This window comes from Halomicronema hongdechloris C2206 (assembly GCF_002075285.3).
GTDB lineage: Bacteria > Cyanobacteriota > Cyanobacteriia > Phormidesmidales > Phormidesmidaceae > Halomicronema_B > Halomicronema_B hongdechloris.
The window spans coordinates 4,362,462-4,384,761 of the sequence record NZ_CP021983.2 but is presented as its reverse complement, the minus strand read 5'-3'; the positions used below and the strand labels follow the sequence as shown (position 1 = coordinate 4,384,761).

General features: G+C 46.6%; 18 protein-coding genes. 4 read left to right on the top strand and 14 right to left on the bottom strand.

From position 1 onward, the window contains the following. Nucleotides 1–2: 2 nt before the first annotated feature. Nucleotides 3–1,439 (top strand): tetratricopeptide repeat protein, encoded by a 1,437-nt coding sequence (locus XM38_RS19870; RefSeq protein ID WP_080813880.1) that lies wholly within the window; start codon nt 3–5, stop codon nt 1,437–1,439. 118 nt (nt 1,440–1,557) lie between these two features. On the opposite strand, the gene XM38_RS19865 is transcribed toward XM38_RS19870, so the two are convergent. The 4 genes from XM38_RS19865 to ndhM form a co-directional block, all read right to left on the bottom strand. Continuing rightward, a complete protein-coding gene (locus tag XM38_RS19865) occupies nt 1,558–2,172 on the bottom strand; it encodes a hypothetical protein (RefSeq protein WP_080813881.1) in 615 nt (204 codons plus the stop codon). Nucleotides 2,173–2,355: 183 nt separating this feature from the next. Beyond that, entirely contained in the window at nt 2,356–4,002 is a 1,647-nt protein-coding gene (locus tag XM38_RS19860) for a CHAT domain-containing protein (RefSeq protein WP_088430818.1), read from the bottom strand. A 29-nt stretch (nt 4,003–4,031) separates the two neighbouring features. Further along, nucleotides 4,032–6,215, bottom strand: coding sequence for a PP2C family protein-serine/threonine phosphatase (locus XM38_RS19855; protein ID WP_088430816.1), 2,184 nt, complete (start codon nt 6,213–6,215; stop codon nt 4,032–4,034). Nucleotides 6,216–6,300: 85 nt separating this feature from the next. Beyond that, nucleotides 6,301–6,669, bottom strand: coding sequence for an NAD(P)H-quinone oxidoreductase subunit M (ndhM, locus tag XM38_RS19850; RefSeq protein WP_080813887.1), 369 nt, complete (start codon nt 6,667–6,669; stop codon nt 6,301–6,303). Between the two features lie 106 nt (nt 6,670–6,775). On the opposite strand from ndhM, the gene XM38_RS19845 reads away from it, so the two are divergent. Together XM38_RS19845 and XM38_RS19840 are read left to right on the top strand one after the other, a co-directional pair. Next, entirely contained in the window at nt 6,776–7,462 is a 687-nt protein-coding gene (locus tag XM38_RS19845) for a histidine phosphatase family protein (protein WP_088430814.1), read from the top strand. A 70-nt stretch (nt 7,463–7,532) separates the two neighbouring features. Then, on the top strand, nt 7,533–8,387 hold the full coding sequence (locus tag XM38_RS19840) for a hypothetical protein (RefSeq protein WP_080813890.1): 855 nt from the start codon (nt 7,533–7,535) through the stop codon (nt 8,385–8,387). A gap of 29 nt (nt 8,388–8,416) precedes the next feature. Here the strand turns inward: XM38_RS19840 and XM38_RS19835 are convergent, their stop codons facing one another. The 10 genes from XM38_RS19835 to XM38_RS19790 all read right to left on the bottom strand — a co-directional run bounded on the left by XM38_RS19835 (nt 8,417) and on the right by XM38_RS19790 (nt 19,285). After that, a complete protein-coding gene (locus XM38_RS19835; RefSeq protein WP_080813892.1) occupies nt 8,417–10,021 on the bottom strand; it encodes a DUF5060 domain-containing protein in 1,605 nt (534 codons plus the stop codon). A 257-nt stretch (nt 10,022–10,278) separates the two neighbouring features. After that, nucleotides 10,279–11,676, bottom strand: coding sequence for a flippase (locus XM38_RS19830; RefSeq protein WP_080810174.1), 1,398 nt, complete (start codon nt 11,674–11,676; stop codon nt 10,279–10,281). A 55-nt stretch (nt 11,677–11,731) separates the two neighbouring features. Next, complete coding sequence (locus tag XM38_RS19825; protein WP_225889367.1) at nt 11,732–12,919, bottom strand: glycosyltransferase family 4 protein; 1,188 nt, start codon at nt 12,917–12,919, stop codon at nt 11,732–11,734. 70 nt (nt 12,920–12,989) lie between these two features. Then, a complete protein-coding gene (locus XM38_RS19820) occupies nt 12,990–13,787 on the bottom strand; it encodes an acyltransferase (protein WP_080810172.1) in 798 nt (265 codons plus the stop codon). 10 nt (nt 13,788–13,797) lie between these two features. Further along, nucleotides 13,798–14,784: an NAD-dependent epimerase/dehydratase family protein gene (locus tag XM38_RS19815; RefSeq protein ID WP_080810170.1), complete on the bottom strand. Its 987-nt coding sequence runs from the start codon at nt 14,782–14,784 to the stop codon at nt 13,798–13,800. A gap of 81 nt (nt 14,785–14,865) precedes the next feature. Further along, a complete protein-coding gene (locus XM38_RS19810) occupies nt 14,866–15,678 on the bottom strand; it encodes a hypothetical protein (protein ID WP_088430812.1) in 813 nt (270 codons plus the stop codon). 54 nt (nt 15,679–15,732) lie between these two features. Further along, nucleotides 15,733–16,281 carry a metal-dependent hydrolase gene (locus tag XM38_RS19805; protein WP_080810168.1) on the bottom strand — a complete coding sequence of 183 codons (549 nt, stop codon included), beginning with the start codon at nt 16,279–16,281 and terminating at the stop codon, nt 15,733–15,735. 20 nt (nt 16,282–16,301) lie between these two features. After that, nucleotides 16,302–18,017: a glycerol-3-phosphate dehydrogenase/oxidase gene (locus XM38_RS19800; RefSeq protein WP_080810165.1), complete on the bottom strand. Its 1,716-nt coding sequence runs from the start codon at nt 18,015–18,017 to the stop codon at nt 16,302–16,304. 24 nt (nt 18,018–18,041) lie between these two features. Further along, complete coding sequence (locus tag XM38_RS19795) at nt 18,042–18,689, bottom strand: glycosyltransferase family 4 protein (RefSeq protein WP_080810162.1); 648 nt, start codon at nt 18,687–18,689, stop codon at nt 18,042–18,044. A gap of 35 nt (nt 18,690–18,724) precedes the next feature. After that, on the bottom strand, nt 18,725–19,285 hold the full coding sequence (locus tag XM38_RS19790) for a glycosyltransferase (protein WP_080810160.1): 561 nt from the start codon (nt 19,283–19,285) through the stop codon (nt 18,725–18,727). A gap of 1,306 nt (nt 19,286–20,591) precedes the next feature. Between XM38_RS19790 and XM38_RS19785 the strand changes: the two genes are divergently transcribed. Continuing rightward, complete coding sequence (locus XM38_RS19785; protein WP_080810157.1) at nt 20,592–22,133, top strand: glycosyltransferase family 39 protein; 1,542 nt, start codon at nt 20,592–20,594, stop codon at nt 22,131–22,133. The last annotated feature ends 167 nt before the right edge of the window (nt 22,134–22,300 follow it).

Sequence of the window (22,300 nt, the reverse complement as noted above, 5' to 3'; positions counted from 1 at the left end):
TTATGACTAGACAGCGTCAGTGGGCTCGTTTAGCAGGCTGGAGTGGTCTGGCGCTGTTTTGGCTGTGCTGTCAGCTGCCAGCCATGGGGCAGACCCTGGATATTGTGGTGCGGCAAGAATTTCTGTCAGATCCGTTGTTGGATGAGCCTCGGGATCCCCTGTTGCCAGTGCATCCGATCCAGCGTCCCCTGAGCCCCCTAGAGAAGTATCAATTAGAACTGGATCTGGACCAGTTGCACCAGCAGGCCTTGGCCCTGTCTCAAACCGGACAGCCAGAGCCAGCCTATGACGCCTGGATGCGGGAGGTGCGACTGCGGCGGCTCTTGGGCCTCGATCAGGAGTTGGCGGCGATTCAGCGGGTGGGACAGCGAGTGCGCCAGGCCGGCCGCACCCAAGATGTGCAACTACTCACGGTGCGGCTGCAGCAGATTCGAGATAACTTAGCAGAGCAATCTCCCCTAGATCAGCGGCGGTTACAGGAGACGGCGGTGGGCTTTGAGGTGCTGGGCAACCCCGATGAGGCAATTGCCACCTATGAGCTGCTAAAACAGCAGGCCCAAGCCCAGGACAATCAAGTCGCCTATCGCTATTGGCTACAGGCCCAGGGACGCCTACAGCAGGCGTGGTTTAAGTTTGCGGCGGCGGCAGAGACCTATCAGGAGTTGTTGGAGCGGTTACCGCCTGAAGAATTACTCTCTGAAGATGATGCTGTCTTAAAACAGCGCTACCTGCAGGCCTTGATCGATTCGCAGCAGCAACAGCGCCGTTACCAGGAGACAATTACGGCCCAGCAACAGCTACTGCAGCACTATCGCCAGGTGGAGTTGCTCAGCCCGATTCCGGCCTTAGAAGCTGCGATCGCACGTAACTACCGCGCCATCGATCAATTAAATCAGGCGGCAACCTTCTATCGGCGTGCCTACGAAGACGCCATTGTTCAGCAACAATTTGCCCAAGCCAGTGACATCGTGCGAGAGCTGGCCGAGATCTATCAATCCCTAGAGCGGGTCGACGACACCGTCTATCTCTATGAACTGCTGCTGCAGCTAGAGCGGCAAAGCTATAACGCCTATGGCATCGCCGCTGTCTTCGATCAGCTGGGGCAGCTCTATGCCGCCCAGGGGCAGACCGACTTGGCCATGGCGGCCTTTCGCGAGGGCCTGATCGTGGCCCAGCACATGGACTATCGCCAGGGCTACTTTCGCAATCAAATCCGCCGTCTGCGCGGAGACCTGCCGACGGCCGCTGACGAGGCTGACGAGGCTACCCCTGCCGAGCCGACAGGGGATGTCGAGACTGGCGATACCCAGGGTGACGAGCCGATGGCCACGGCAGAAAGTGACGATGCCGATGGGACCGCCGCCGCCACTGAATCGGAGGCAGCAGCAAGCCAGGAAGGTTGGCTCGATGGAGGAACCACTGGTGATCCTGGTTCCTAGGCCCCAGCCTACTCCCCTGCCCCTTCCCAGGAGCCATGGGATAACTCACTTTTCCAGTCCGGGGGCGGTGCTCCTTCAGGGCCGGCTTTGACCATCGCAACCCTGAGCCCCTACTGGCTTACGAGTCTTGCTCCAGGGCCTGGGCTTGGCTCAGGGCATAGCAGGTAATGGCCAGACCGAGTCGGGCTCGTTCGATGGCCGATAGGCTATCCCACTCCGTGGATCGGACCGAACGCAGGGTCAGGTCTAGTACTTCCTCGCGGCCATCTCTGAGGGAATAGGCCAAGGGCCGGGCTAGAACAGCCAGGTCTTCTGGATCCCACTCCGGCATCAGGTTGTGGACACAGGTGACGAGGCGGTCGATGAGCGGATCTCCCTGGCGGACCAGGGCCATGGCCTGCTGGGAAATTTGCTGCAGCAAGACGTCTGGCATGCGATCTTGAAACTGCCGCTTCAGCAGGTTGAAGAGGGTCGTTTGCTCCAAAGCGGGGGCTTCGGCCCAGAGAGCCTGCAGCTGAGTCGAGAAGGCTTGCCAGCGAGTTTGTCGTTCCTCGGGAGCCAATTCCACTTGGCCCCATTCGGTCTCCAACTCGCTGAAATAGGCCTCCTGTTGCGGAGCGTGGGGCTGCCAGGGATACGGCTCCCGCTCGTCTAGAATGGCGTGGAACAGTTCCTGCTCTGCGCGGATGCGCCCCGATTGTGATGCGGACGGCTTGCGTGAATCGTTGGCCATAACGTTGCCTAGAACCCAAGATACAAAGAGTAACCTACCCACATTTAGCCTGCATTCTGAGCCTCTCGGTATCAGCTACCTGCTCAGCACTGAACATGGCCTAGGTGTTGACATCCAGTAGCTACATCACGTTCATTCCCCGTTCCGCAAGGCCAGAAAATTTATACACCTACTTTACCAAACTCATTTGGAGGCAGAGCTAGAGGCAGAGGAGGAGACATCTTCGATGACGAATTCTAGGCATTGACCATTGGGACTGCCGAAGCGTAATTGAGTGCCAGGGGTCAACTCGATTTCGCCACGATGGACCTGCTGCCATCCCTGATCTACCTGGTAAAGGGTGCCATAGCGGGAATAGTCCCGCAGATAGTAGGTGGCACCAGGCTGCCCCAGGGTATTACCGTGGCGGCAGAAAATTTCGGCATGTTGGCTCGATACCCAGGGCTCGGAGAGCACCAGATCGTTGCCAGGGCGGCGACCAATGCGAAGGACACCACCATAGATGGGCCAGGCACTCTCGGGATCTTTGACGAAGCGGAGGGTGGCTAGTTGCTGGTGACCTGACGACTCCCCCGGCAGGCGGGTAACATCGTCGACGACCGGATTGAGGATGACGCCATCGAAGCTGGGATGCATGTACAGCATCGGCAGAGTCCACGCCGGTTGATTGAATTTGTATAGGGTGAGCAGCTGCTGGCGTGCGATCGCAACGGCCTCTTCCACCGGTCGACGCTCCGCCAATGCCTGGGCAAAGGCCTGAATAAAGCTCAGCGCCTCCTCATCGGCAATCGAGTCCCGCATGGCTAACACCGCCGGTACCCCGTGATGCAGCAGCACCTCGGCCAGACTGCTGCGGGCCATAGTGCGCTGGGGACGTTGATCGGGTTGTCCCCCCCAACAGGCATTAAACACGGCCAGTTTAATCCGCTGCCGGGTCAATACCTGGGCTAACTCCGTCCCATTGAGGGGTGACCCTGGCCGCAAAAACAGCAGACCGCCATCGGGAGCCGGAATGCCATGGCCAGCATAGAAAAACACATTGTAATTCCCCGTTTCCAACTGCTGGATGAGCTCAGCCGGCTCGGGTTGCAGCAGCGTATGTACCTGGCAAAAGGCCTTGTCGCTGCTGTCTCTCAAACCCGAAGTCCCCTGCTCCAACAGCTCCTTCAGCACCTGGGCCTCTTCGTGCAGTTGCAGTGTTGCGGCGTTAGGGCCATCGCCAGTCAGAGCCTCATCCTGGCCTAACACCAGCAAAATGCGCAGCGCGCCATCCAGACGTTGTGGCAGCAGCGGATCCACCGCACTAGTGGTGCGGCTAAAGAGAATTTGCTGGCTTAGGGCGATGGCCTGACGCCCCGACTGAGCTTGCATGATCTCCCAGGGCACATTGATCAGAGCCGGCGTGCGAATATCTAGTCGTATCCGCAAGGGCTTATCCTGGCCCATAGCCATTCCTAAACTGCGCTCCAAACTCTGCTGAATCGGGCCATCAAACAACCATTGCCACAGGGCAATGCCCAGATCCTGCATCAGACGACTGGTATAGCCCCGAGGTCGCTCCCCCCCGTTGGCCATAGAGGACAGTCGCTCCCGATCAAACTGAGGCACATAGGTAGACGGGACATGGGGAACCTGCGGTAAGGGCCGCAGCGAGAAAAAATCTTGCCAATTCCTCCACAGATTAGACAGTGCCTCGTCCCAAATCCGGTCGTGATGGACATAGCCGCCTGGATAGGGACTTTCCAGGACCCAGATGGCGTAGCGGTCTTCTGCGGCAACCGTCAGCCGATCGATGGCAAGCTGAAGCGAGAGGGGCTCAGACAAAGACATATGGGGCGACTCTAATAACAAACAGCCGATTAGGGGCAGGCTGGAGTAGTTAGCGTTGATTCAGTCAGCGTCATCAAGGTGGCTTCTGGGATCCACCCTTGGTCTCCTGGCCCCAGTGGCGGCCCAGGAGTTGCCAAAACGCCGCTAGTAGAGGCACCTCCAGGAGAATCGGACCTTGATGCTGATTCAGGAGAGGCGCTGCTCCCTGGCACCGAACACACAACAATACTTATCCAGGCAGTACTATCCGCAATGACTTGCCGTTTCTCTACCTTCAGAATACTCCCTGGGGGGATATGAGCCAGAGCCTGATCTAGGGGACCCGCCGTAGGGGTTGAGTGTACCTCGAGGAATCGAGCCGATCCAGAGGCCCCATTGACTGCCATAGGTTGTTTCACCTGCAGAAGTTTGCCGGCTGACACCGACGAACTCGGTCGCGGCAGACTATCCTCGGCAGGGGCGAGCGCCGTAGGCGACTGGCGAGGCATGAGGGCCTGCCGTTGCTGCCAATGCCACCACCAAAGCCCGGCCCCGGCCCCGACGCCAAGGGCCAGCAGCCCTCCCCAAAATATCGTTCTCAGTCGCTGGGCTGGTGGCGGCACTTGCTCAGGAGACGGCATCACCAACGGCTCGGGCGCCGCTATGGCTGCTGCTGCCAGTAACCGTTGCGGATCGGGCTCACAGGGAGCTGGTTGTAGCTGCAGCAAGCCTACGGTGACATTGTCATGACCGTTGCAGAGATTGGCTAAGTCAATCAGATGTTGGCCTGCTTTTTTAACCGAGCGTTTTCCAGCCAGGATGGGCTGCAGTTCAATCTGCCAGAAAGACTCAACCCGATCGTTGTCGCTCAACCCATCCGAACACAGCAAAAAGAGTGCTTCCCCCTCCAGGAGAAAATGTTGCACAGTCGGATAAATGCCCTGAGAACTGCCCATGCCTAAGGCTTGAATCAGGGAACCAGCACTAGGCTGTTGCAGCGCTTGTTGATAAAAGCCATAGCCCAGGCGCATCTCTCGAGTGGCGACATCGTCGTCCAGGGTAACTTGACGGCAGCCATGGGCCGTAATGCGATAAGCTCGACTATCCCCCACATGGGCAATGTAGAGAAAGGGAGGAGCGATCAAGGCGGTGACTAGGGTTGTGCCCATGCGCTCGCGGGCCTGGCGCTGCTCCCGATCATTGCGCTGGGCAATGGCGTCGTTGGCGACTCGGATGGCTCGATGGAGATGATTAGTAACGGTAGCTGGTTCTAATCTAGTTGAACGGCTGACGGCTTCCTGGCGTAGGGACTGTAGCTCTTGGCAGATGGTCGTGATGGCCAGGTGAGAGGCCACATCACCGCCCTCATGGCCGCCGATGCCATCACAGACAATCATCAGAGGCCAAGGCTGATCCGTCTGGCCGGTCCCAAACGTTAGGGCAGTCGCGGTGCCACCATCTGGATAGCAGGCATCTTCGTTGCGCTGTCGGGTGGGGCCTTGATCAGTGTACGTGGCTAGGGCCAGCGTCACGGTCTGGTCCTCGGTGCTGGCCAAGAGAGCCCGCTCCAGTTGGGCCACTAGGGCAGAGGCGGTGGCAATATGTCCGGTGCTGAGTTGATCACACAGGCGTTCCAGGTAGGGGCGTAGGGAAGCATGGGCCGCGGGAATCAGGGATTGCCACTGCGACCCTAACAGTTGAGGCGATTCAGCAAGAGGGTTGGCATCTGCCCGCAGCTCTAGGAATTTTATCAGCGCCCCGTCGACTCGTAAGACGTCGGGGGTTAACAGGGTAGTGCCTACCCCTTGAGTCACGCAGGGCTGCCATAGGCGAGCCATTTGCCAGAGCCAATTCAGTTGCCGCAAGCCGGGGGCCGTTGCCCAAGCCTGGGCCAAGCCGGGCAGTACCTCAGGGGTGCCTGCGGTTGTACTGATGGCCGCCTCTTCCAGTAGCACCACTGGGGCATGAAGGGATAGCTCAGGGACAGCGGGGACGAGGGCATAGGGGCGCGGGACATGGAGCGGAAAGTCCGAGAGCTGAAGATAGGGCAAGCAGAAGTCGGGGACCTCATCCACGGGCTCGGGGGCCAGACCAGGGCGAGTATCTAGGACAATTCCCCCCGCCTTAACCTGATAGCGATCCGCCAGGCGGGTCCCCTCTGGCAGGGTAATTGGTTGAGGCCCCGTGCTCCAGAGATAGCGATGGAGCAATGGCGTTTGACACACCTGGCACATCTGGTGTGTCTCGGGATTTGATGCGTGACAGCCGGGATTGGGGCACTCGATCACAATGCTTAGGCCCACTGGCCGCTAAAGAACCTTAGGATGACTCAGATTGATCAGCCTGATCAGACTGATTAGTGACAACCTGAGGCAATCCCATACTGTAATTCATGACGCGACTCTTTAAGTTGTAGCTGATCTCACCATTCTGCAGCAGGGTACGGATGAAGTGCTCTAGGTCAGAACCAATGCGGCGCAGGTTGTAGTCGACCAGCTCAGCCCCATCGTAGAGTTCCACGAGGCGATCAAATTCACGATAGACCTGCTGCAATGCTTCTTCGCTCCAGTTGAATTCATTGTCTGGATCGACATCTAGGGTCAGCACACTGTCACTGGGAACCAGCTCATTGTCTCGAATTTCAGCGGCAAATAGGCGGACATGACGGGTGGTTGACTTAAGCAGCATCGGCAGTATTGGCCTTCACAAGCTACGGTTACTTATTGTAAAGGCTAGGCTTCCTCTCCAGGCATGAAATCAGTGGATGGTTGCCAGGGTGATTAGTCAATAGCACATGGATTACTTACAGATTCTGTTGATGCGTCATGGCGAGTCGGTGGGGAATGCGTTGGGGCAAATGGAAGGAGGCCAATCGACGCCGTTATCTGGGCTGGGGCGGTGGCAGGCAGCTTGCTTGGGGCGCCGGTTGGCGACTATGGCGCCCCCTAGCCAAATCTATTGCAGTCCTTTGCAACGGGCCGTAGACACCCTGGCCCATATGGTGGCTGGCCTGGGCCATGGCATGACTGTGGAGGCACAGCCTCCGGTGCCGGTGCAGCTGACTCCTGATCTGCAGGAGTTTGATAATGGCATTTTCTCCGGCCTGACTTGGGCAGAGGCCTGCCGACGATATCCAGACCTGTGCGATCGCATGATGACCAGCCTCGACTGGATTCCCATCCCCCAGGCAGAAAGCTTGGCGGCGGGTCGAGCCCGCAGCCGTCGTTTTTGGCAGCATGTGTTAACCCACCATGGCAATGGTGAGCGGCTGTGGGTGATCAGCCATCATTGGTTGCTAGAGCACCTGATTGCGGAAATCTTAGGATGCGATCGCACCTGGCAAATCCCTATGGCTAACACCGCCCTATTCGAATTTTGGTGCGATCGCAGTCGCTGGCATAATACCGACACCAACCGCCTCAACAGCATTCTGTGGCAAATCCGTCACTTCAACGACAGTCAGCATCTCAGACAGCAATGACCTTTCTGGGATCTCTCTTGCTAGGATGAATAACACCGTTCGGCTATGGGGATAAATTCCCGGCCCAATCATGATGCAATCGATTGACGATATCAGTAGCCAAGCGCGCCAGGGAAGCGTCGCCGCCATCATTCAAATTCTCAACACGCGCCTGGCCGATGACGGCATCCGCAGTCGAGCCGTCTTAGATCAGGGCGTATTGCAATTGTTGTGTGAAGCCCAACGTCCCGAGCAGCTCGAGCAACAGACCGTCGTTGAACAAGTCAGGCAGATTCTAGAGACGATTGGTCCCCGCCACATTTCCAAGGTCAACATCAACGGTCGCATCATCAAAGAGCAGCAACTGCTCTGGCTGGAAGAAATCAAGAGTGATCCTCAGAAGCAACTCCTGTGGTCACAACTGATTCGTCTCAGACGTCCCAATCCTCTGGTACGACTCTGGCAAGACCGCAACTTACCTCGAAAGAAATTTGCGCCACCGCCCAGCATTACGCGTAATGGTCTGCGAGGAGATGCCAGTCAGCGCTGGTTTTGGCGAGGGTTATTAGGCGGGGCCAGCCTCTGTCTATTCCTAGTGTTAGTAGGGTGGGGGCTCAAAGATTGGTTGGGCATAGAACTGCTCTCATCCGACTCCAACCCCACTGAAACCGAGTCCATATCCGCCGCCACTGATCCCTCGGCTCAAGATGCTTTTGCCCAAGCAGTACGCATTGCTGAACAGGCCGCTGCCGATGGTCAAACTGCTGCCACCGCCACCGAATGGCTCGATTTAGCCAATCGCTGGCAGCGAGCCTCAGACCTAATGGCTGAGGTCGCCCCCAGCGACAACCGCTACTCTGTCGCCCAGGAACGAGTCGAGGCTTACCGCCGCAATAGCACTATGGCCCTACGACGCTTTGAACAGCTACAGGCTCAGGAAGAATAACCCTGCGTCGGTTGAATAGTGCGTTTTACCTATTGATTGAATTTTCCTACGGCGATCGCCCAGTCAGAAACTTCAGGTAGTTCTAAAGTCTGTTGTCCTGGCTCTAAAATCCCCAAGTCGATTTCGTCGTATTCATTTTTCGTGTTCACAGCGATCGCGAGTTGCTCTCCCTGCATCTCTGACAAATCTACTCGAATTACATCTGTATCTTCTTGATAGACAACATAATTGGCGTTGCTTGGTATCTTTAGAACATATCCATCACCTGTAGTCACCAGACTATTGGCAGGTCTCATCGCAAATAGAAACCGCTTTTCCTCTAACCAAAATTGCTGATGCGTCCGTAGTTGTTCAGGGTTTGGGTATGGCTTCGCATCATCATCCAAGCCGACACCCCAAAATCCGCCATGTCCTCCAGCCAGGGTATATCGCCACAGGTGTTGGCGAGTCCAATCCATGGTGTGAAAATCTTCGCGCAAGTAAAGATCACGCTCTTCAAAAATATGAGGCCGTGTGGGATCCGCTTCCAGATTGCTAACTGCATCCTCGTAAGTATGACCCATTCCAGAATAAGAAGCCACACTTAGGTTAGAGTTAAACCGACCTCTAGCCCATAATAAATGGGGCCAGCCCATATGCTCTCGTAAGTAATCAGCCCACCGCCCTGTTTGCTCTTCGCTGACCCATTCTTGTAAGTCAAAGCCATAATTCATCGTCCATCCTGGCAAAGGACCTAGGCGCGCAGCAATGTAGCGTTGCAGCCTGCGGTCTGCCTCACCATTGATACCACCATCACAAGACTCCAGAAAGCGAGTAAGCCTGTTACATCCAACCCCAATAGGTGTCCATCTACGCTCTTCATCACCCCAAGCCCACAAATGAACCCGCCCGCCTTGGCGATGTGTATTAATGATTAGATTTTCGAGAATCTCAAAGGTTTCAATGTCAGGATTGACGCTATTATGTTCATCCCATCCCGAACTTCCAAATTCAAACCAGCTATTGTTAATGGCAAATAAAATTGTGTCGAAACCGTGCTCTTTTGCATCCTGCAGATAAATACTTGTATCTTGAGTATCAGTCCAATTCCCAACAAAGCCACTTTCCTCAAAGCTTTGCTGATTCATATAGGCATTAAATAAGTATGGTCGAAGCGTTTCGGTATCAGTCGTTTGCAAAGCAAATTTATTACCAATATTAGTCATGAAACCGGCAAGATTTGGGTTTGAATTATGTCGAACGATAATACTTCCGTAATAACCATTTAGATCGGGATCATTACTGATCGTAGTGAAATTCCACTGACCTAAATGAGTTCCAGTAAAGCGAAATCCCCACGTATTATCACCTCTATAAAACATTTCCGTAGTGTGACTGGCATTGCTATTTTGATGTTCGAAGCTGACTGTAGCGACTAAATCAAACGGGTTATCCTTCCAGGAAGGATTATTCAAATCCCAATCTTCATGCTCCCACAACATTGCATTTCGCTTGCCTAAGTCATTGCCTGTGGGTTCTGAAACAGCTGGATAGCTACTGGACTGATTCTCATGCTGGGAAGTGCATGATAGATTAAAAAAACTCAGTAAAATTATAAATAGATACGTCTTATGAATTAGGTGATTACGTTTCATTTTCAAACTTAAACTGATAAACAGTAAAAAAACTGTAGAAAATGCCCGTTTGACTAAAAGTTAGAGTATTTTAATAAGGTTATGAGAACATTCAGTTTCTCTCCTCAGAAAATTTGTTTATGAAAGATTAAAGAATATATAGATACAATGCAAACATTTTTCGACATATATTAAAGGTTGAAGTTACCTTGTTACTTTTATTGAATGAAATTATGATTTAGAAATATTAGATTCATGTTTGATCAAAGTATCTAGAGTTATGATAAACTTCTACAAAAGTTTTTTGCAGAAAATGAGACAATTATGCCAATACTCATTAAGAGTATCCCCAAACATATCAAAGGATTAAGACCATTCAAAAGAAAAGAGGGAGTGGCCGCCGCTAATAAACTAAATAATGAAATAATTTGAAGCGTTCGACCTACTTGAGCAAATCCGACTCGAGCCATTATCCAAAGTCCAAAGATAGCTAATACAATTTCACTAGATAGAGTTGCTAAAGCAGCACCAACTGCTCCTAAGTAAGGTATAAGAACAGCATTTAAAGTAGTATTTAAGACAACAGTGACTCCCAATAGCATAGGAAGAAGGTGTTCTCGTTGAGTTGCTTGTAAAAAGTATTCAACTAAAGTTCCGAACATTTTGATCCCCAAGCTTGGCAATAAGATTGCTAATGAGGCACCTGCAAGATAGTAGTCTTTACCATAGAGAGTATTTATGATAATTTGTTGGCCAAAGCCAGAAACAATAAGTAGTGGCAACGTCGACAACAGAAGCAGGTAAGCTGTTTTATAGAGTTCAGTTGATAGTTTTTCTGGATGATTTTCATGACACCTAGCCATGCGAGTAAATGAAACGAGAAAAACTACACGAGGGACTGAACCAAAAACTTCGATAATTCGATAAGCAGCATTATAAAAACCAACATCACTAGTTTGTGCTAATCCTTTCAACATCAATATGTCGATTTGGTAATAAAGAATCCACAAAACACTTGAAAGAGCAAATGGATAAGAAATTCGTAATGAATGCCATAAACTCTTCAAGCTGAGCCTAGACCAGATTTTTGTTTTTCGACATAAGTAGAAAATTAATCCTATAATATCCAGGATTCGTATTATCGTAAAAATGCCGACAACCCAAATTAAATTCTCAGTCCAAAATAATGTAAGGCTTGCGAATGCAACTGATAAAAAACGCTCAAGTGCTACAGAAGTTGTTTCCGTCCGAAACTGCCCCAATCCGCGAATCACTCCCCTTAATGTTTGCTTAGCACTACGGCATACCTCGGCTAGCACAACAATGTAACACACGACAAGCCCATTGCTATCAAATTTGAATATGCCAGCTAAAAAGGGTAGTAGTAACAGAACAGGGATAGAAAGCAAACCTTCTAAAACTAGAAATGTTGATGTTTCTTTAGGTCCTCTATCAGGATGAGCTGCAACTTCTCGCGTCAACAAAGCTGGCAAACCAAATTGAATGAAAAACGATAAGATGCCAGCCAATGCTGTAGCTGCTGCGAAAACTCCGTATTGATCAGGACCTAATATCCTTGCTAATAGAATGTAAAAAACAAATGTTAAGCCTAGAGTTGCCTCTCCAATAAAAGCATATAGATATGATAAATCTAGACGGTTGAGAAGCTTTTTCATACATATTAGAAATAAATTTATCTAAGTAAATATTTGGTTCACTTACTTAAATTGCTCAAGTTCTAAAGAGCTCTCTGTAGATTTCACTAAGACGTCTCACTGATGCTGAGATATCATAATTTTGACAAACTTTCCAACTCCTTCCACCCATTCGCTTTGCTATAGTTGGATTCTTGAGCAAATAAATTATTCTCTCAGCTAATTCATCTACGCTCCGCAACGGAACTTGGAAACCTGTCTTACCATTACTGATAACTTCACCCATCATTCCAGCAGGAGTGCCAATAACTGGTTTGCTAAGGTTCATTGCTTCAAATAGAGTTAACGGACCTCCTTCCCATAAAGATGGAATCGCAACTAAATCAGATAAGGCAAGTAATGTAGGAACGTCTTTACGCAATCCAGTAAAAATGATACGATCGCTAATACCGTTTTCCCTAGCGAAAGACTCTAACATCTCTCGATCTGGACCCTCCCCAACAATTAGGAATCGCGTATTAGGTAGTTCTTTAAGAACGAGGATTGCTGCTTTTAACAAATAAATTTGTCCCTTTTGTGTATCTAAGCGACCAACATTACAGATAACATGTTCGTCTGGGTCAATATTTAATTTACTCCTCTTTTCTTGAATTTCTCTTTGCTCAGGTGCTTGAAATTCAGAAAGCGGGATGCCATAAAAGAATACATCTAGTTTCGCTGGATCTATTTTGCGGTGACGAATCATAAATTCGTATACAGGTTGAGAAATAGCAATCGCCTTACTCGTCAGCGGTGATAGAAATGTGTCAACTATAGTTTGATATAGCGGTTGATTATCAATTACTGTGTGCTCATGGACAATATTAGGAGTGCCTGTCAAGAAACTTGCAATTCGTCCGAAATTTGTAGCTCCATAACCGTGCAGGTGGAGAACATGTGGTCTCTCTCTTTTAATCAGCTTAACTAGATCTAAAACGGTTCTCACATCAAACTTCCCTCTGCCAAGGAAAAAAGGAGGTATTCCCTGTTCCTCAAAAACTTTTCCAGCAGCTTCAGGCGTGCGTAAACTACAAATACTGAATCGAAATTCATTAGAATCAAATCGGGGAATCCACCACTCAATTGCTCTACCAACTCCATGAACTCCTGATCCAGAAACACTTAGCTTGTCAATAATATGCATCACATGAATATGTCGGTCTAGAGATCTAGAGGCCATGACATCATCTGTCTGCTCAATATTTTGTATAGAAACTGCTTTCATGATTAAAACGATAGTGACTTAATTAAGTAACCTAAAAAACCTCGAACAATTATTTAGAACAAAAGCTAAATTAGCCGTTTTTTCTAATTTTAATTACCTTTGCAGGTATACCAACAGCAACATTAAATTCCGGAAGGGATTTAGTGACAACAGCACCCGTCCCAATAATACTATCTCGTTCAATTTTGATCCCGTCTAAGACCTTTACATCAGCGCCAAGCCAACAGTTATCTTCAATTATGATTCCCTTCACAATCTGCCCCTGAGCGATGATTGGAATATCAGTTCTAACTGTTTCATGATCTCCACCACCAATCACATAGCAGTATGGTGCAATCAAGACATTTGCGCCAATATGAACAGTTTTGGCAGATTGAATAAAGCAGTTCATTGCAATATTAGTGTTATCACCAATCGTGATATCGCCATTCTTGCAGCTAATCACTGAATTCCTACCAATCATGACATTATTACCGATGGTGATTCCTTGGTTATCAGTCCCTTTGGCATCCAAAACAGCATAATCGTCAATGATAACGTTTTCGCCAATGTGAATCTTATGGGGATGGCGAATTGTTATCGACTTGCCAAAAACCACACCTCGACCAATACTACCAAACAAAGATTTATAAAACCGTTTACGTAAGACCAATCCGAGTGCTCCAGGAATTGGTCCAAATATCCCTGTTAATATTTCATATTTCAGTAACGCTGATAACTTAGAAGACCCAACGGCAAAGTCTTGATATTTCTGTAAGGCTGACTTTTTAGAATCAATTAATGCTGCTTGAAGTGCAGTTTTTTGAATCTCTTCATTCTTTTGAATAGTCAATGGTTCATGAGTCGAGAAATTTTCTATATTACTCATAGTATCTAACCTATAGCCATCCTTGTGCCTGATACCATTGGATTGTTTTCTGAATACCTTCTTCCAGAGAGAATTGGGGTTGATATCCTAAAATCTGTTTCGCTTTATCGATGGAAAATGCTCGATTATTTTGAAAAAAGCTGACTCGCCGTCTATGCAAGGGTGGCTCAATTCCCAAAGGCACACAAATTTTCTCGCAGAGAGTTGCCAGAGCTAGCACTGGTACCATCGGCACATAAAGTTTTGGAGGACGAACCTTCAACTCTTCTGCAATCAGGCCACATAGTTCATTCAATGTCAAATATCCTTCCCCTCCGATGATGAATGCTTCTCCAAAAGCTCTCTCATTACCTAGGCAAAGGAGAAATCCCTGAACTACATCATCGATATAGGCGGGATGAAATAATACCTCTCCATCTCCTACGATAATAAATTTTCCCTGCTTAATCAGACGAAAAAGCTTAAGCATCCGCATATCGCCCGCTCCAAAGAGAGAGATAGGGCGAATGACGGTGATCGGTAATTTGGTTTTCTGATAGAATTCCCAAACCTTCTTTTCTGCAATCAACTTTGTTTCTTGATAGAGATCAGTTGGATTGAATGGAGTATCTTCATTTGCAGGGATTTCTAAAACTGTGCCATGCACACCAATCGTGCTACAGTGAATTATGTGTTGAACATTATGCTTTTCTGCTGCTCTCAGTATGTTCTCAGTGCCTTCAACATTTGTAGAGTAAGCGTCATCTTTATCCGAGCCTCCTTTGCGAAAATTAGAGACTGTGTGAATAATGTAATCAACCCCTTCAACTGCATTTTCAACAGCCCTTGAATCTCTAATATCACCCCAAGAGAATTCATAATTAGAATCTCTTAAAATTGAACTATTCGTACCTTTTTGACGGGAAAAAATACGAACTTGATCCTCTGTTTTTGCTAACTTAGCTGCCAAGTGGCTACCTAGAAATCCCTTGCCACCTGTGACTAAAACCTTTGCCATAAATTTTAAATTCTCCGGCTACTTAGACTATTAAGATATGGATTTTACACTAAAATTGGTTAAATAAGCGGGTTTTTTAGGTCATTTGAATCTAAGCATCCATTGGTTTCGAAGAAATCGGAGTGGATTCTCTAAGTCGCCGTAAGGCTGAATTACCGTAGAGGGATTCAGCAATAGCCGTTTTAAATCTTCTCCTGGAGAGTTCTGATCTAAAGAGCATAAAAGCTTAAATCCAAAACTACCGGGTCGGCGATACTCATTTTCTAAAGGCAAGGGATCTGTGCCTGGCAATATACGAACACCTTTTAGTTCGGCTTGCTTGAAATGGCTCGGCCGAGGCCAGAAACTCGGTCGGCCACTATTGTCTCCCAAAAAGATATGAGATGCATAGTGAGTGTCCAAAAAACGCTGGATATAAGAGCCCCGTGGTCCGATCCATTTACCTACTCCCCAAGGCAATACTGGCAAAGCCTGAGCAGACAGAATAGATTGAACAGTTATTTCTAAAGGTAAATGATCTGGAAAATCATTCTCAGTTATCAGAGCTAAAATCTCAACTCCTTCCTGAGTTACAATTTGACGTCCCAAGAGCAAAATCATTTTCTGACCTTGACAATGTTGAGCCATTAGAGAATATGACTCTTGAGTTCTTGTAATGAGCCACTGTTCGCCGACCCTACAAGAAGTCGAGGCATCACATGTAAAGAGATTTTGACTAAGTTCTTGAAACCAACTTCGAGGACCGATATCCGTAATAATCAAGACTCCTAAACAGTTTTCCGGGTGCAAAGGCTGAGCTCGACAAAAGTTTTCCCGAGCAGAATCTAGTAACTGTCTTAGTTTAAAGCAGTTATGAATGTGGACATGTGCATCTATAAGTGCAACAGAAGACATTTATTTAGTAGTCCTCATATTAAGAATCAACTATAAATATGAATATCTAGCTAATCAAGTTAATGACTTTTTACTATCTTTTCTATAAGATTTCCAATGTTTTAAGCCCCATATCAGTAATCCTGAGAATATCAATTCATAGCTAACGAATTGGATATGGCTCCAGTCTAAAACTCCGCGGGAATGATGTACTCCAGGAAATAAGGAAACTGAGGAGCGATAAAATTCATTGGTGAAAGGCCAAAGCAATTGCATACCCGGGCCACCAGCCGTGAAGTAGTCTAAAAATAAATGAAGACTGTAGAGCATCAACGTTACCCAGAATAGGGATTTAAAGTGTGATAGCTTATGAAAAATATGGCTGGCAATAACAGCAAAGAGACTTACTCCCAAAGCGGCTGTGATACTATGAGTAAACCCTCGATGTATTTTCTCGTTCGAGAAAGCCTGGATAAGGAAATCTAAGTCAGGTGCATTTGATATAAAGACCACATAAAATGTATCTGTTCGCCATATTTTTTTCCAAGTAAGTAGATTGATTTCTCTAGACTTGATCACTGACAAAACATATCCAGCAACTGAATGAGCAATTGGTGAAGGCATTTATTTTATTCAGCTTAGAATTACAGTGATGATTTGCAGGAAGAAAAATTAGTATCAAAGAAGTCTATTGCTGCTTGAAGTTCCTCTTGAACTTTTTTCAGTCCCCATCCAAGTTCCTTTCCCATAACGTCTGCACAAATCTGCATTTCCTGATTGGTGGGCCGTTCAGCCGAACCTAAAGATGTACGCCTCAAAATTAAGTCAGTGAGTTTTTGGGCCATTTCCTCATTAACAGCATATCGTGTCTCCGCCTTCAGAACTGCAAAACTATCAATAGGAAGTTCGTCTCCAATGCTCTTGCTTACAGCTGCTGAATCATCAAGATATTCTAAGACTTTTGAATAACTAGAGCCATAGTTATAAACTAAATCTTGAATTGCTTTTCCCGATAAAATTGAAGCATATTCTTTTTGCGCAGTTCGTAAGAATTCATTAAAGTTCTCAATTTCTCCTCCATGGAGAGGTGTCAGGGAAGAGGCGGACTGACTCGGTTCCTGGCTACATATTTGCATAACCCAGTCGACCACTTTATGAGCAACATTCCTCGCTGTCGTGTACTTAACTCCCACTACTGATAATAGTCCGGCTAATCCATCTTGGCAGTGGTCATAGAGTTGGTACCGCTTAGTCAGCTTAACGTTCCCTGCCTTAGGATCAACATTAGCGCAAGGGAGTAATCCCCGATGAACAAAGCAAACATCTTCCAACTGAAGCTTGGCAGCTGGATAGACTCGATTGATATCCCCAATAAATTCCATAACCTCTTGCTCGGTTACTGCAAGAGAATCTGGACTATCTTCGTAGGGGAAATAAGCCGTACCAACCATCGACTTCCCTCGCCAAGGTGCTATGAAAAATAGGCGGCTACCTTGACTTTCTATTGGTTCTGTTTTTTGGTGAGCTACATGGCCCGAAAGGCCTACTGCATAAGGGTGTTTGAATAAAGGACGAGTCACTATGTTTACCGCCTTAGCAAGTGGTATAGTAAGCGACGAGGTTTTCTTATGAAGCAAATTTGATATTTGACTCACCCATGGACCGCTAGTGTTAACAACAGCTTTCGCCTGGATATCAAATTTGCAGCCTGTTAAATGATCCTTTGCCACAACACCGCTCACCTGATTCCTTATCTGAAGGAAGCTAGTCACTTCAACATAGTTAGCGATCTTTGCCCCTATTTGTGTAGCAGAGTGAAGAAAGGCTAGCGTCAGGCGTTCAGAATTATAAACCTGTGCATCATGAAAAAGTATACCCCCAGTTAAGTTAGTATCAGAAATGCCTGGGACTAGCTTTAGGACGTCATCTTTGGACAGTGTGCGACCTGATGGGATATGTTTTTGAGGATCTGAAAGACAATGATTTCGATCGTAACTCACCAGGTCATTAACCAAAAGTGCAAAGGTTAAGGCTTCTCTTCCCTTTAGACCATGTCCATATGTAGGTACCAAAACTGGCAAAGGGTGAATTAGGTGAGGCGCAATTTTTAATAAGGCCTGCCGCTCTTTGATCGACTGCCTCATCCTAGAAAAATCTCCATGCTGGAGATATCTCAAACCTCCATGAATTATTTTGAGACTATTTGCAGAAGTTGCTGAACAAAAATCTCCCTTTTCCACTAAAACAACTGACAATCCTCTCAGACTAGCCTCCCAAGCTACACAAGCTCCATATATGCCTCCACCGATCACTAGGAGATCATAGGTTTTTCCTACAAGCTCTGATAAATCTCGCTTCATGATAGCCAATCTCTGAGATATTTTTTAGATATTTGAAATCGAAGATTTTTCACGAGTTCTAGAGGAAACATATCCGATTTCATTCTCTAGCCAATCATATAGTGAGTTTAAGCGATCGCAAAAAGCCTGACGGGAAAAGTTCTCTTCGATTAGCTTTTGACCAGCTATTCCCAAACGACTCCTAAGATTAGCATCCCTTATCAGAGAAAGCATACCCTTAGAAAAGGCCTTTGGTTCAGGTACAGCAATCATAGCAACGGTCTCATCAACTAGCTGAGTATGGGTTGGAAGATCTGTCACTAGAGTTGCTTTTCCTGAACCAAGATATGAATAAAGCTTCATTGGTGTATTTACTCCCTGGACTCTTGGAGAAACCAAGATGTCAGCTTGCGAGAGGTAGCTTGGCAGGGCTTCAACGGGCTTTGAACCTAACCAATGAACCCTGCCTTCGATACCAAGATATTTGGCTTGTCCACGATACCGCTGAATATGGTTGGGATCACCTCCAATGATGACCAAAGTTGCTTCAGCAAGCTCTTTAAGGACAAGGGAAAAGCTCTCTAGCAATAAGTCAATCCCTTGATAGGCTTCAAGATTCCCAACATACATTACTAAGCAGCCTTTAATATAGAACTGCTTCTTTAAATTATTAGAGGCATGTGGAATTAGCATATATCAGCATTATCAGACTTTACAGTGATTGAAAATTATACGAGAGTAACATCAGGTAGAAGCACAATTTTTGTGGAGCCGTATTTTGCTCTAACATTGTTTGCTAGAGTAAGACAAACAGGAACTGTCACTTTTGCATTTTTTACTGCAAGACCTTCAAAAAAATTTAGTAAAGGAAGAACTATAGATAAATATGGACATTTTTCGATCAACTGCTGGGGAAGAGAAGAATCCATATCGTAAACATAAGGAATCTTGAACAAAATTTTGATTAATAGAGCTATAAATACTGCTTCTTCAACAGCATGAATTAGATGATATTTTTGCTTAGTCACTAGACTAAATGCTTGAAATAGCATAAACAAGTCGTATATAATCTTTGTCCAAGAGAATCCTGGACGGATACCCTTAATTAAGGGAAGCTTAGGTGCACGATGAATACTTACATGCTCGTAAACCATTTCCCTTCCCTCTGGGTAAGTTACAACATCAACTCGATTACCGCGATGGGACAAAGTCTGAAGAACCATGTGCACAGCGATTGGCGTGCCTCGGTCTTGATAAAAGGGCTGAGGAGACAAAAATAGAATATTCATGATTAGTATCCACAATACTCCGGACAGTTTTTGAGAGCTAACGACAGAATGAGGGTTTCAGTTATCTTTTGCCAGGTGGATGGGAACGAGACATCAAGGGGTTCAGTGCCCTTTCAGAAAATTGTCCGGACTTTTATATCCAATAAGGAGCAAGGAAATAAATCAATTTAATGATGCAGCTTCTTAAAAAAGAAAAATTTTCCGATGAACATAGTAGATATGCGTAATAAGTACCGCGCACAGTCGAGATAATGCAAGTACCGACACTAGTTTTAGTGAAAATTTCATATACGAAGCAGCTTAATTAATTTATTCTAAAGTATAATGGCCTCTACCTTTTGGGAAATAGTACACCTATTATTACCACTCTCTGAATGGCTGAGTGAGTCAACTTTGTAGATTTATTCAGTCCCAATATAAGATATACCTAATAGTGACACCCGAGGAACTCGAGACATTTACCTAAATCAAGGGAGGTGGAAAAGGTTGTATGAAGCCATGACTTCACTTCTTGACCTTTATAATTGTTTTCAAATCTTGAAGCTTCGGTAAAGTTCAGCTGATGGCAACTGTATGTAAAGTCAGTTCAGACTATAGTGTTCTAGCATAAAGATCTACGTGCTTTTACTTAGATCGCAAAGTTCTGACCAAGTTAAGACTTAGGAACCTGATCAACTGACAAAATATCTAGACTAATGCCCAAAAGCTTCTTGCCCTAATCCTCTGCTGAAGGAAGAGAGAACGAGCAAGTGGACCAGTTTCTCTCTCCAAGAAAATGAGAGTTAAGGCAAGAACAGACAGCTTGTTTAAGTCAAACCCCAGAGTCTTGCGGGCACCCTATTTCGTTAAAAAAATCAAGATCCGAAGAATTATCTGGATAGATTTCTAGTATTGCATCAACAAAACTAGTTAATGAATCGCAGTACTTTAACCAAGAGAACAAGAGGTCTTAATGATTTATCTCCTATTGCTGCCAATCTTTTATCTTAAGATGAGAATAAACACGGCATATTGTACTTGCCCTTGGGAGCATCCCAGTTTTGCAAGTTTGCCCTCACCCCCTCAGTCCCCCTCTCCCAAAAATGGGCGAGGGGGAGGCCATAAAAGGCTTTCCGGCTCCCCTTCTCCCAGAGCGGGAGAAGGGGTTGGGGGATGAGGGAGACGCTCTAACCGCAAGGGCTTCAGGACTTATGTGTGCCTAGTAGCTTGCCCTAGAATGAGGGTTACGAAAGTGGGATGCACTCCTTGCCCTTCCTAGACTTTATAAATCATCAGGAAAATCTTAGAAAAACCCACGTACAAAGTCATGATTAGGAAAGAAATAAAGGAACTATTTCCCCTAACATTTATTTTGCTAATTTCTTGCGCACTCTATCTTTACAAACTAGGATCCGAAAGCTTATGGGTAGACGAACTTTATAGCATACATGATGCTCAAAACATAAACCTAGAGATACCCCGAATTTTGTATCATGTGAAGCCACTCTACTACGCACTTCTAAAAGTTTGGATGGTATTTGGTGAAAGCGAAGTATGGCTGCGGGGATTATCCATCCCTTTCGGCCTAGGTAGCATTCTCATAACTTATTTGATTGGTCAACGCTTAGTTAATAGATCTGTTGGCTTAGTAGCAGCGCTTCTTCTCGCTCTCTCGCCTCTGTTTATTAATCATGTCCAAGAGGTAAGATTTTACTCCTTAAGTGTTTTCTTGAATCTGTTTGGGACACTTGTACTGACATATGCTCTTCAATGTCCGCAACGGCTCTTTCTTTATTCATGGGCCATCCTGCGAGCTTTAGCAATACTGACTACACCGTTGAATGTGGTACTCCTATTGCCAGATGCTACGATTATCTGGTGTCAGTTTCATAAACAGGGGCGCAAACTTCTATCTTTTATTGAAGGACTAGTGATTACAGGATTAATCTGTGCTCCGGCGGCATTTACACTACTAACTAAAAGTGGGCCAGACTTTATGGCTTCCTCTGGCGTAGTTACAAGAATGAAGCCAGGACTAAAAGAGATCTTAATCATCCTAAAAGAATTCCTTTTTCATCCACCTTATTCGTCAGCACTTTCTGAGCCATTAAATTACTTTTATAAGATATGTACTATTTTAGCGACTTTCTTACTTCCATTTGCCTTATTGCTAAAGCATCGTTCACAAAATCTTAATTGGGTTACGGCATGGGCAGTTTTACCGTCCGCCTCAATCTTGTTTATTTCTTACATATCGAGTTCCATTTGGCTCGATCGATATCTTCTATTAGTTTGTCCTTATGTTTTCATACTTTTAGCAGCAAGTTTTATTCGGGTCTGGCACTTCCAGGCTATCATTGCATCTGTAATTGTAGTAATTTATACTTTGGGCGTGGGCGGAGGCTTATACTACTATTATAGTCTGCCTAATCATGAGGATTGGCGTGGAGCAATACAGTTCATTAAGACAAATAAGCAAGCTAACGATGCTTTTATACTATATACAAATGTTGAGAAAGTTCTGCCGGCCATAGCCCACTACCATGATAGAACGATTCCCTTTCATTTCCTGATTAACAGTGTCTATTTAGAGAATTCTAAAACAAATGATCAGCAGCACATAGCTCTTAAGAAAGAGTTAGAAGGCTCTGATAATACATCAACTATTCATGAGATTATTTCTGCAAGTAAGCGTCTCTGGATAATTTGCTTCAGGTATTGCCGTGATCAACCCTCTATTGAAAGCTTGGAACAGATTTTTTCCTCTAACAAACTCTATAAAAGGAACTACCGAAAATTTACTAAAGGCATTCATGTGTTCCTATTTGAACCTGGCTACGACACCATTTCATCCAACGAAGATGAATGACGACAATAAGAAATATAATATGGGAGCATGTCATCTTTTTAAGCCAATCATACCGTTGAGGTAGGCGCAGCGATGCGCCAGTACCTGAGAGGATATTTTGAAAGTAGCAAAGAGCACCCGTAGCCAAGAAAGGCTTCCTGGAATCTAGGCTAAACAGTAACGCAGCA

What these genes read in the sequence shown, in the direction of transcription:
- XM38_RS19870 (WP_080813880.1), top strand. Translation starts at nt 3, where the DNA reads ATGACTAGACAGCGTCAGTGGGCTCGTTTAGCAGGCTGGAGTGGTCTG.
- XM38_RS19865 (WP_080813881.1), bottom strand. Translation starts at nt 2,172, where the DNA reads ATGGCCAACGATTCACGCAAGCCGTCCGCATCACAATCGGGGCGCATC.
- XM38_RS19860 (WP_088430818.1), bottom strand. Translation starts at nt 4,002, where the DNA reads ATGTCTTTGTCTGAGCCCCTCTCGCTTCAGCTTGCCATCGATCGGCTG.
- XM38_RS19855 (WP_088430816.1), bottom strand. Translation starts at nt 6,215, where the DNA reads ATGTGCCAGGTGTGTCAAACGCCATTGCTCCATCGCTATCTCTGGAGC.
- ndhM (WP_080813887.1), bottom strand. Translation starts at nt 6,669, where the DNA reads ATGCTGCTTAAGTCAACCACCCGTCATGTCCGCCTATTTGCCGCTGAA.
- XM38_RS19845 (WP_088430814.1), top strand. Translation starts at nt 6,776, where the DNA reads ATGGATTACTTACAGATTCTGTTGATGCGTCATGGCGAGTCGGTGGGG.
- XM38_RS19840 (WP_080813890.1), top strand. Translation starts at nt 7,533, where the DNA reads ATGATGCAATCGATTGACGATATCAGTAGCCAAGCGCGCCAGGGAAGC.
- XM38_RS19835 (WP_080813892.1), bottom strand. Translation starts at nt 10,021, where the DNA reads ATGAAACGTAATCACCTAATTCATAAGACGTATCTATTTATAATTTTA.
- XM38_RS19830 (WP_080810174.1), bottom strand. Translation starts at nt 11,676, where the DNA reads ATGAAAAAGCTTCTCAACCGTCTAGATTTATCATATCTATATGCTTTT.
- XM38_RS19825 (WP_225889367.1), bottom strand. Translation starts at nt 12,919, where the DNA reads ATGAAAGCAGTTTCTATACAAAATATTGAGCAGACAGATGATGTCATG.
- XM38_RS19820 (WP_080810172.1), bottom strand. Translation starts at nt 13,787, where the DNA reads ATGAGTAATATAGAAAATTTCTCGACTCATGAACCATTGACTATTCAA.
- XM38_RS19815 (WP_080810170.1), bottom strand. Translation starts at nt 14,784, where the DNA reads ATGGCAAAGGTTTTAGTCACAGGTGGCAAGGGATTTCTAGGTAGCCAC.
- XM38_RS19810 (WP_088430812.1), bottom strand. Translation starts at nt 15,678, where the DNA reads ATGTCTTCTGTTGCACTTATAGATGCACATGTCCACATTCATAACTGC.
- XM38_RS19805 (WP_080810168.1), bottom strand. Translation starts at nt 16,281, where the DNA reads ATGCCTTCACCAATTGCTCATTCAGTTGCTGGATATGTTTTGTCAGTG.
- XM38_RS19800 (WP_080810165.1), bottom strand. Translation starts at nt 18,017, where the DNA reads ATGAAGCGAGATTTATCAGAGCTTGTAGGAAAAACCTATGATCTCCTA.
- XM38_RS19795 (WP_080810162.1), bottom strand. Translation starts at nt 18,689, where the DNA reads ATGCTAATTCCACATGCCTCTAATAATTTAAAGAAGCAGTTCTATATT.
- XM38_RS19790 (WP_080810160.1), bottom strand. Translation starts at nt 19,285, where the DNA reads ATGAATATTCTATTTTTGTCTCCTCAGCCCTTTTATCAAGACCGAGGC.
- XM38_RS19785 (WP_080810157.1), top strand. Translation starts at nt 20,592, where the DNA reads ATGATTAGGAAAGAAATAAAGGAACTATTTCCCCTAACATTTATTTTG.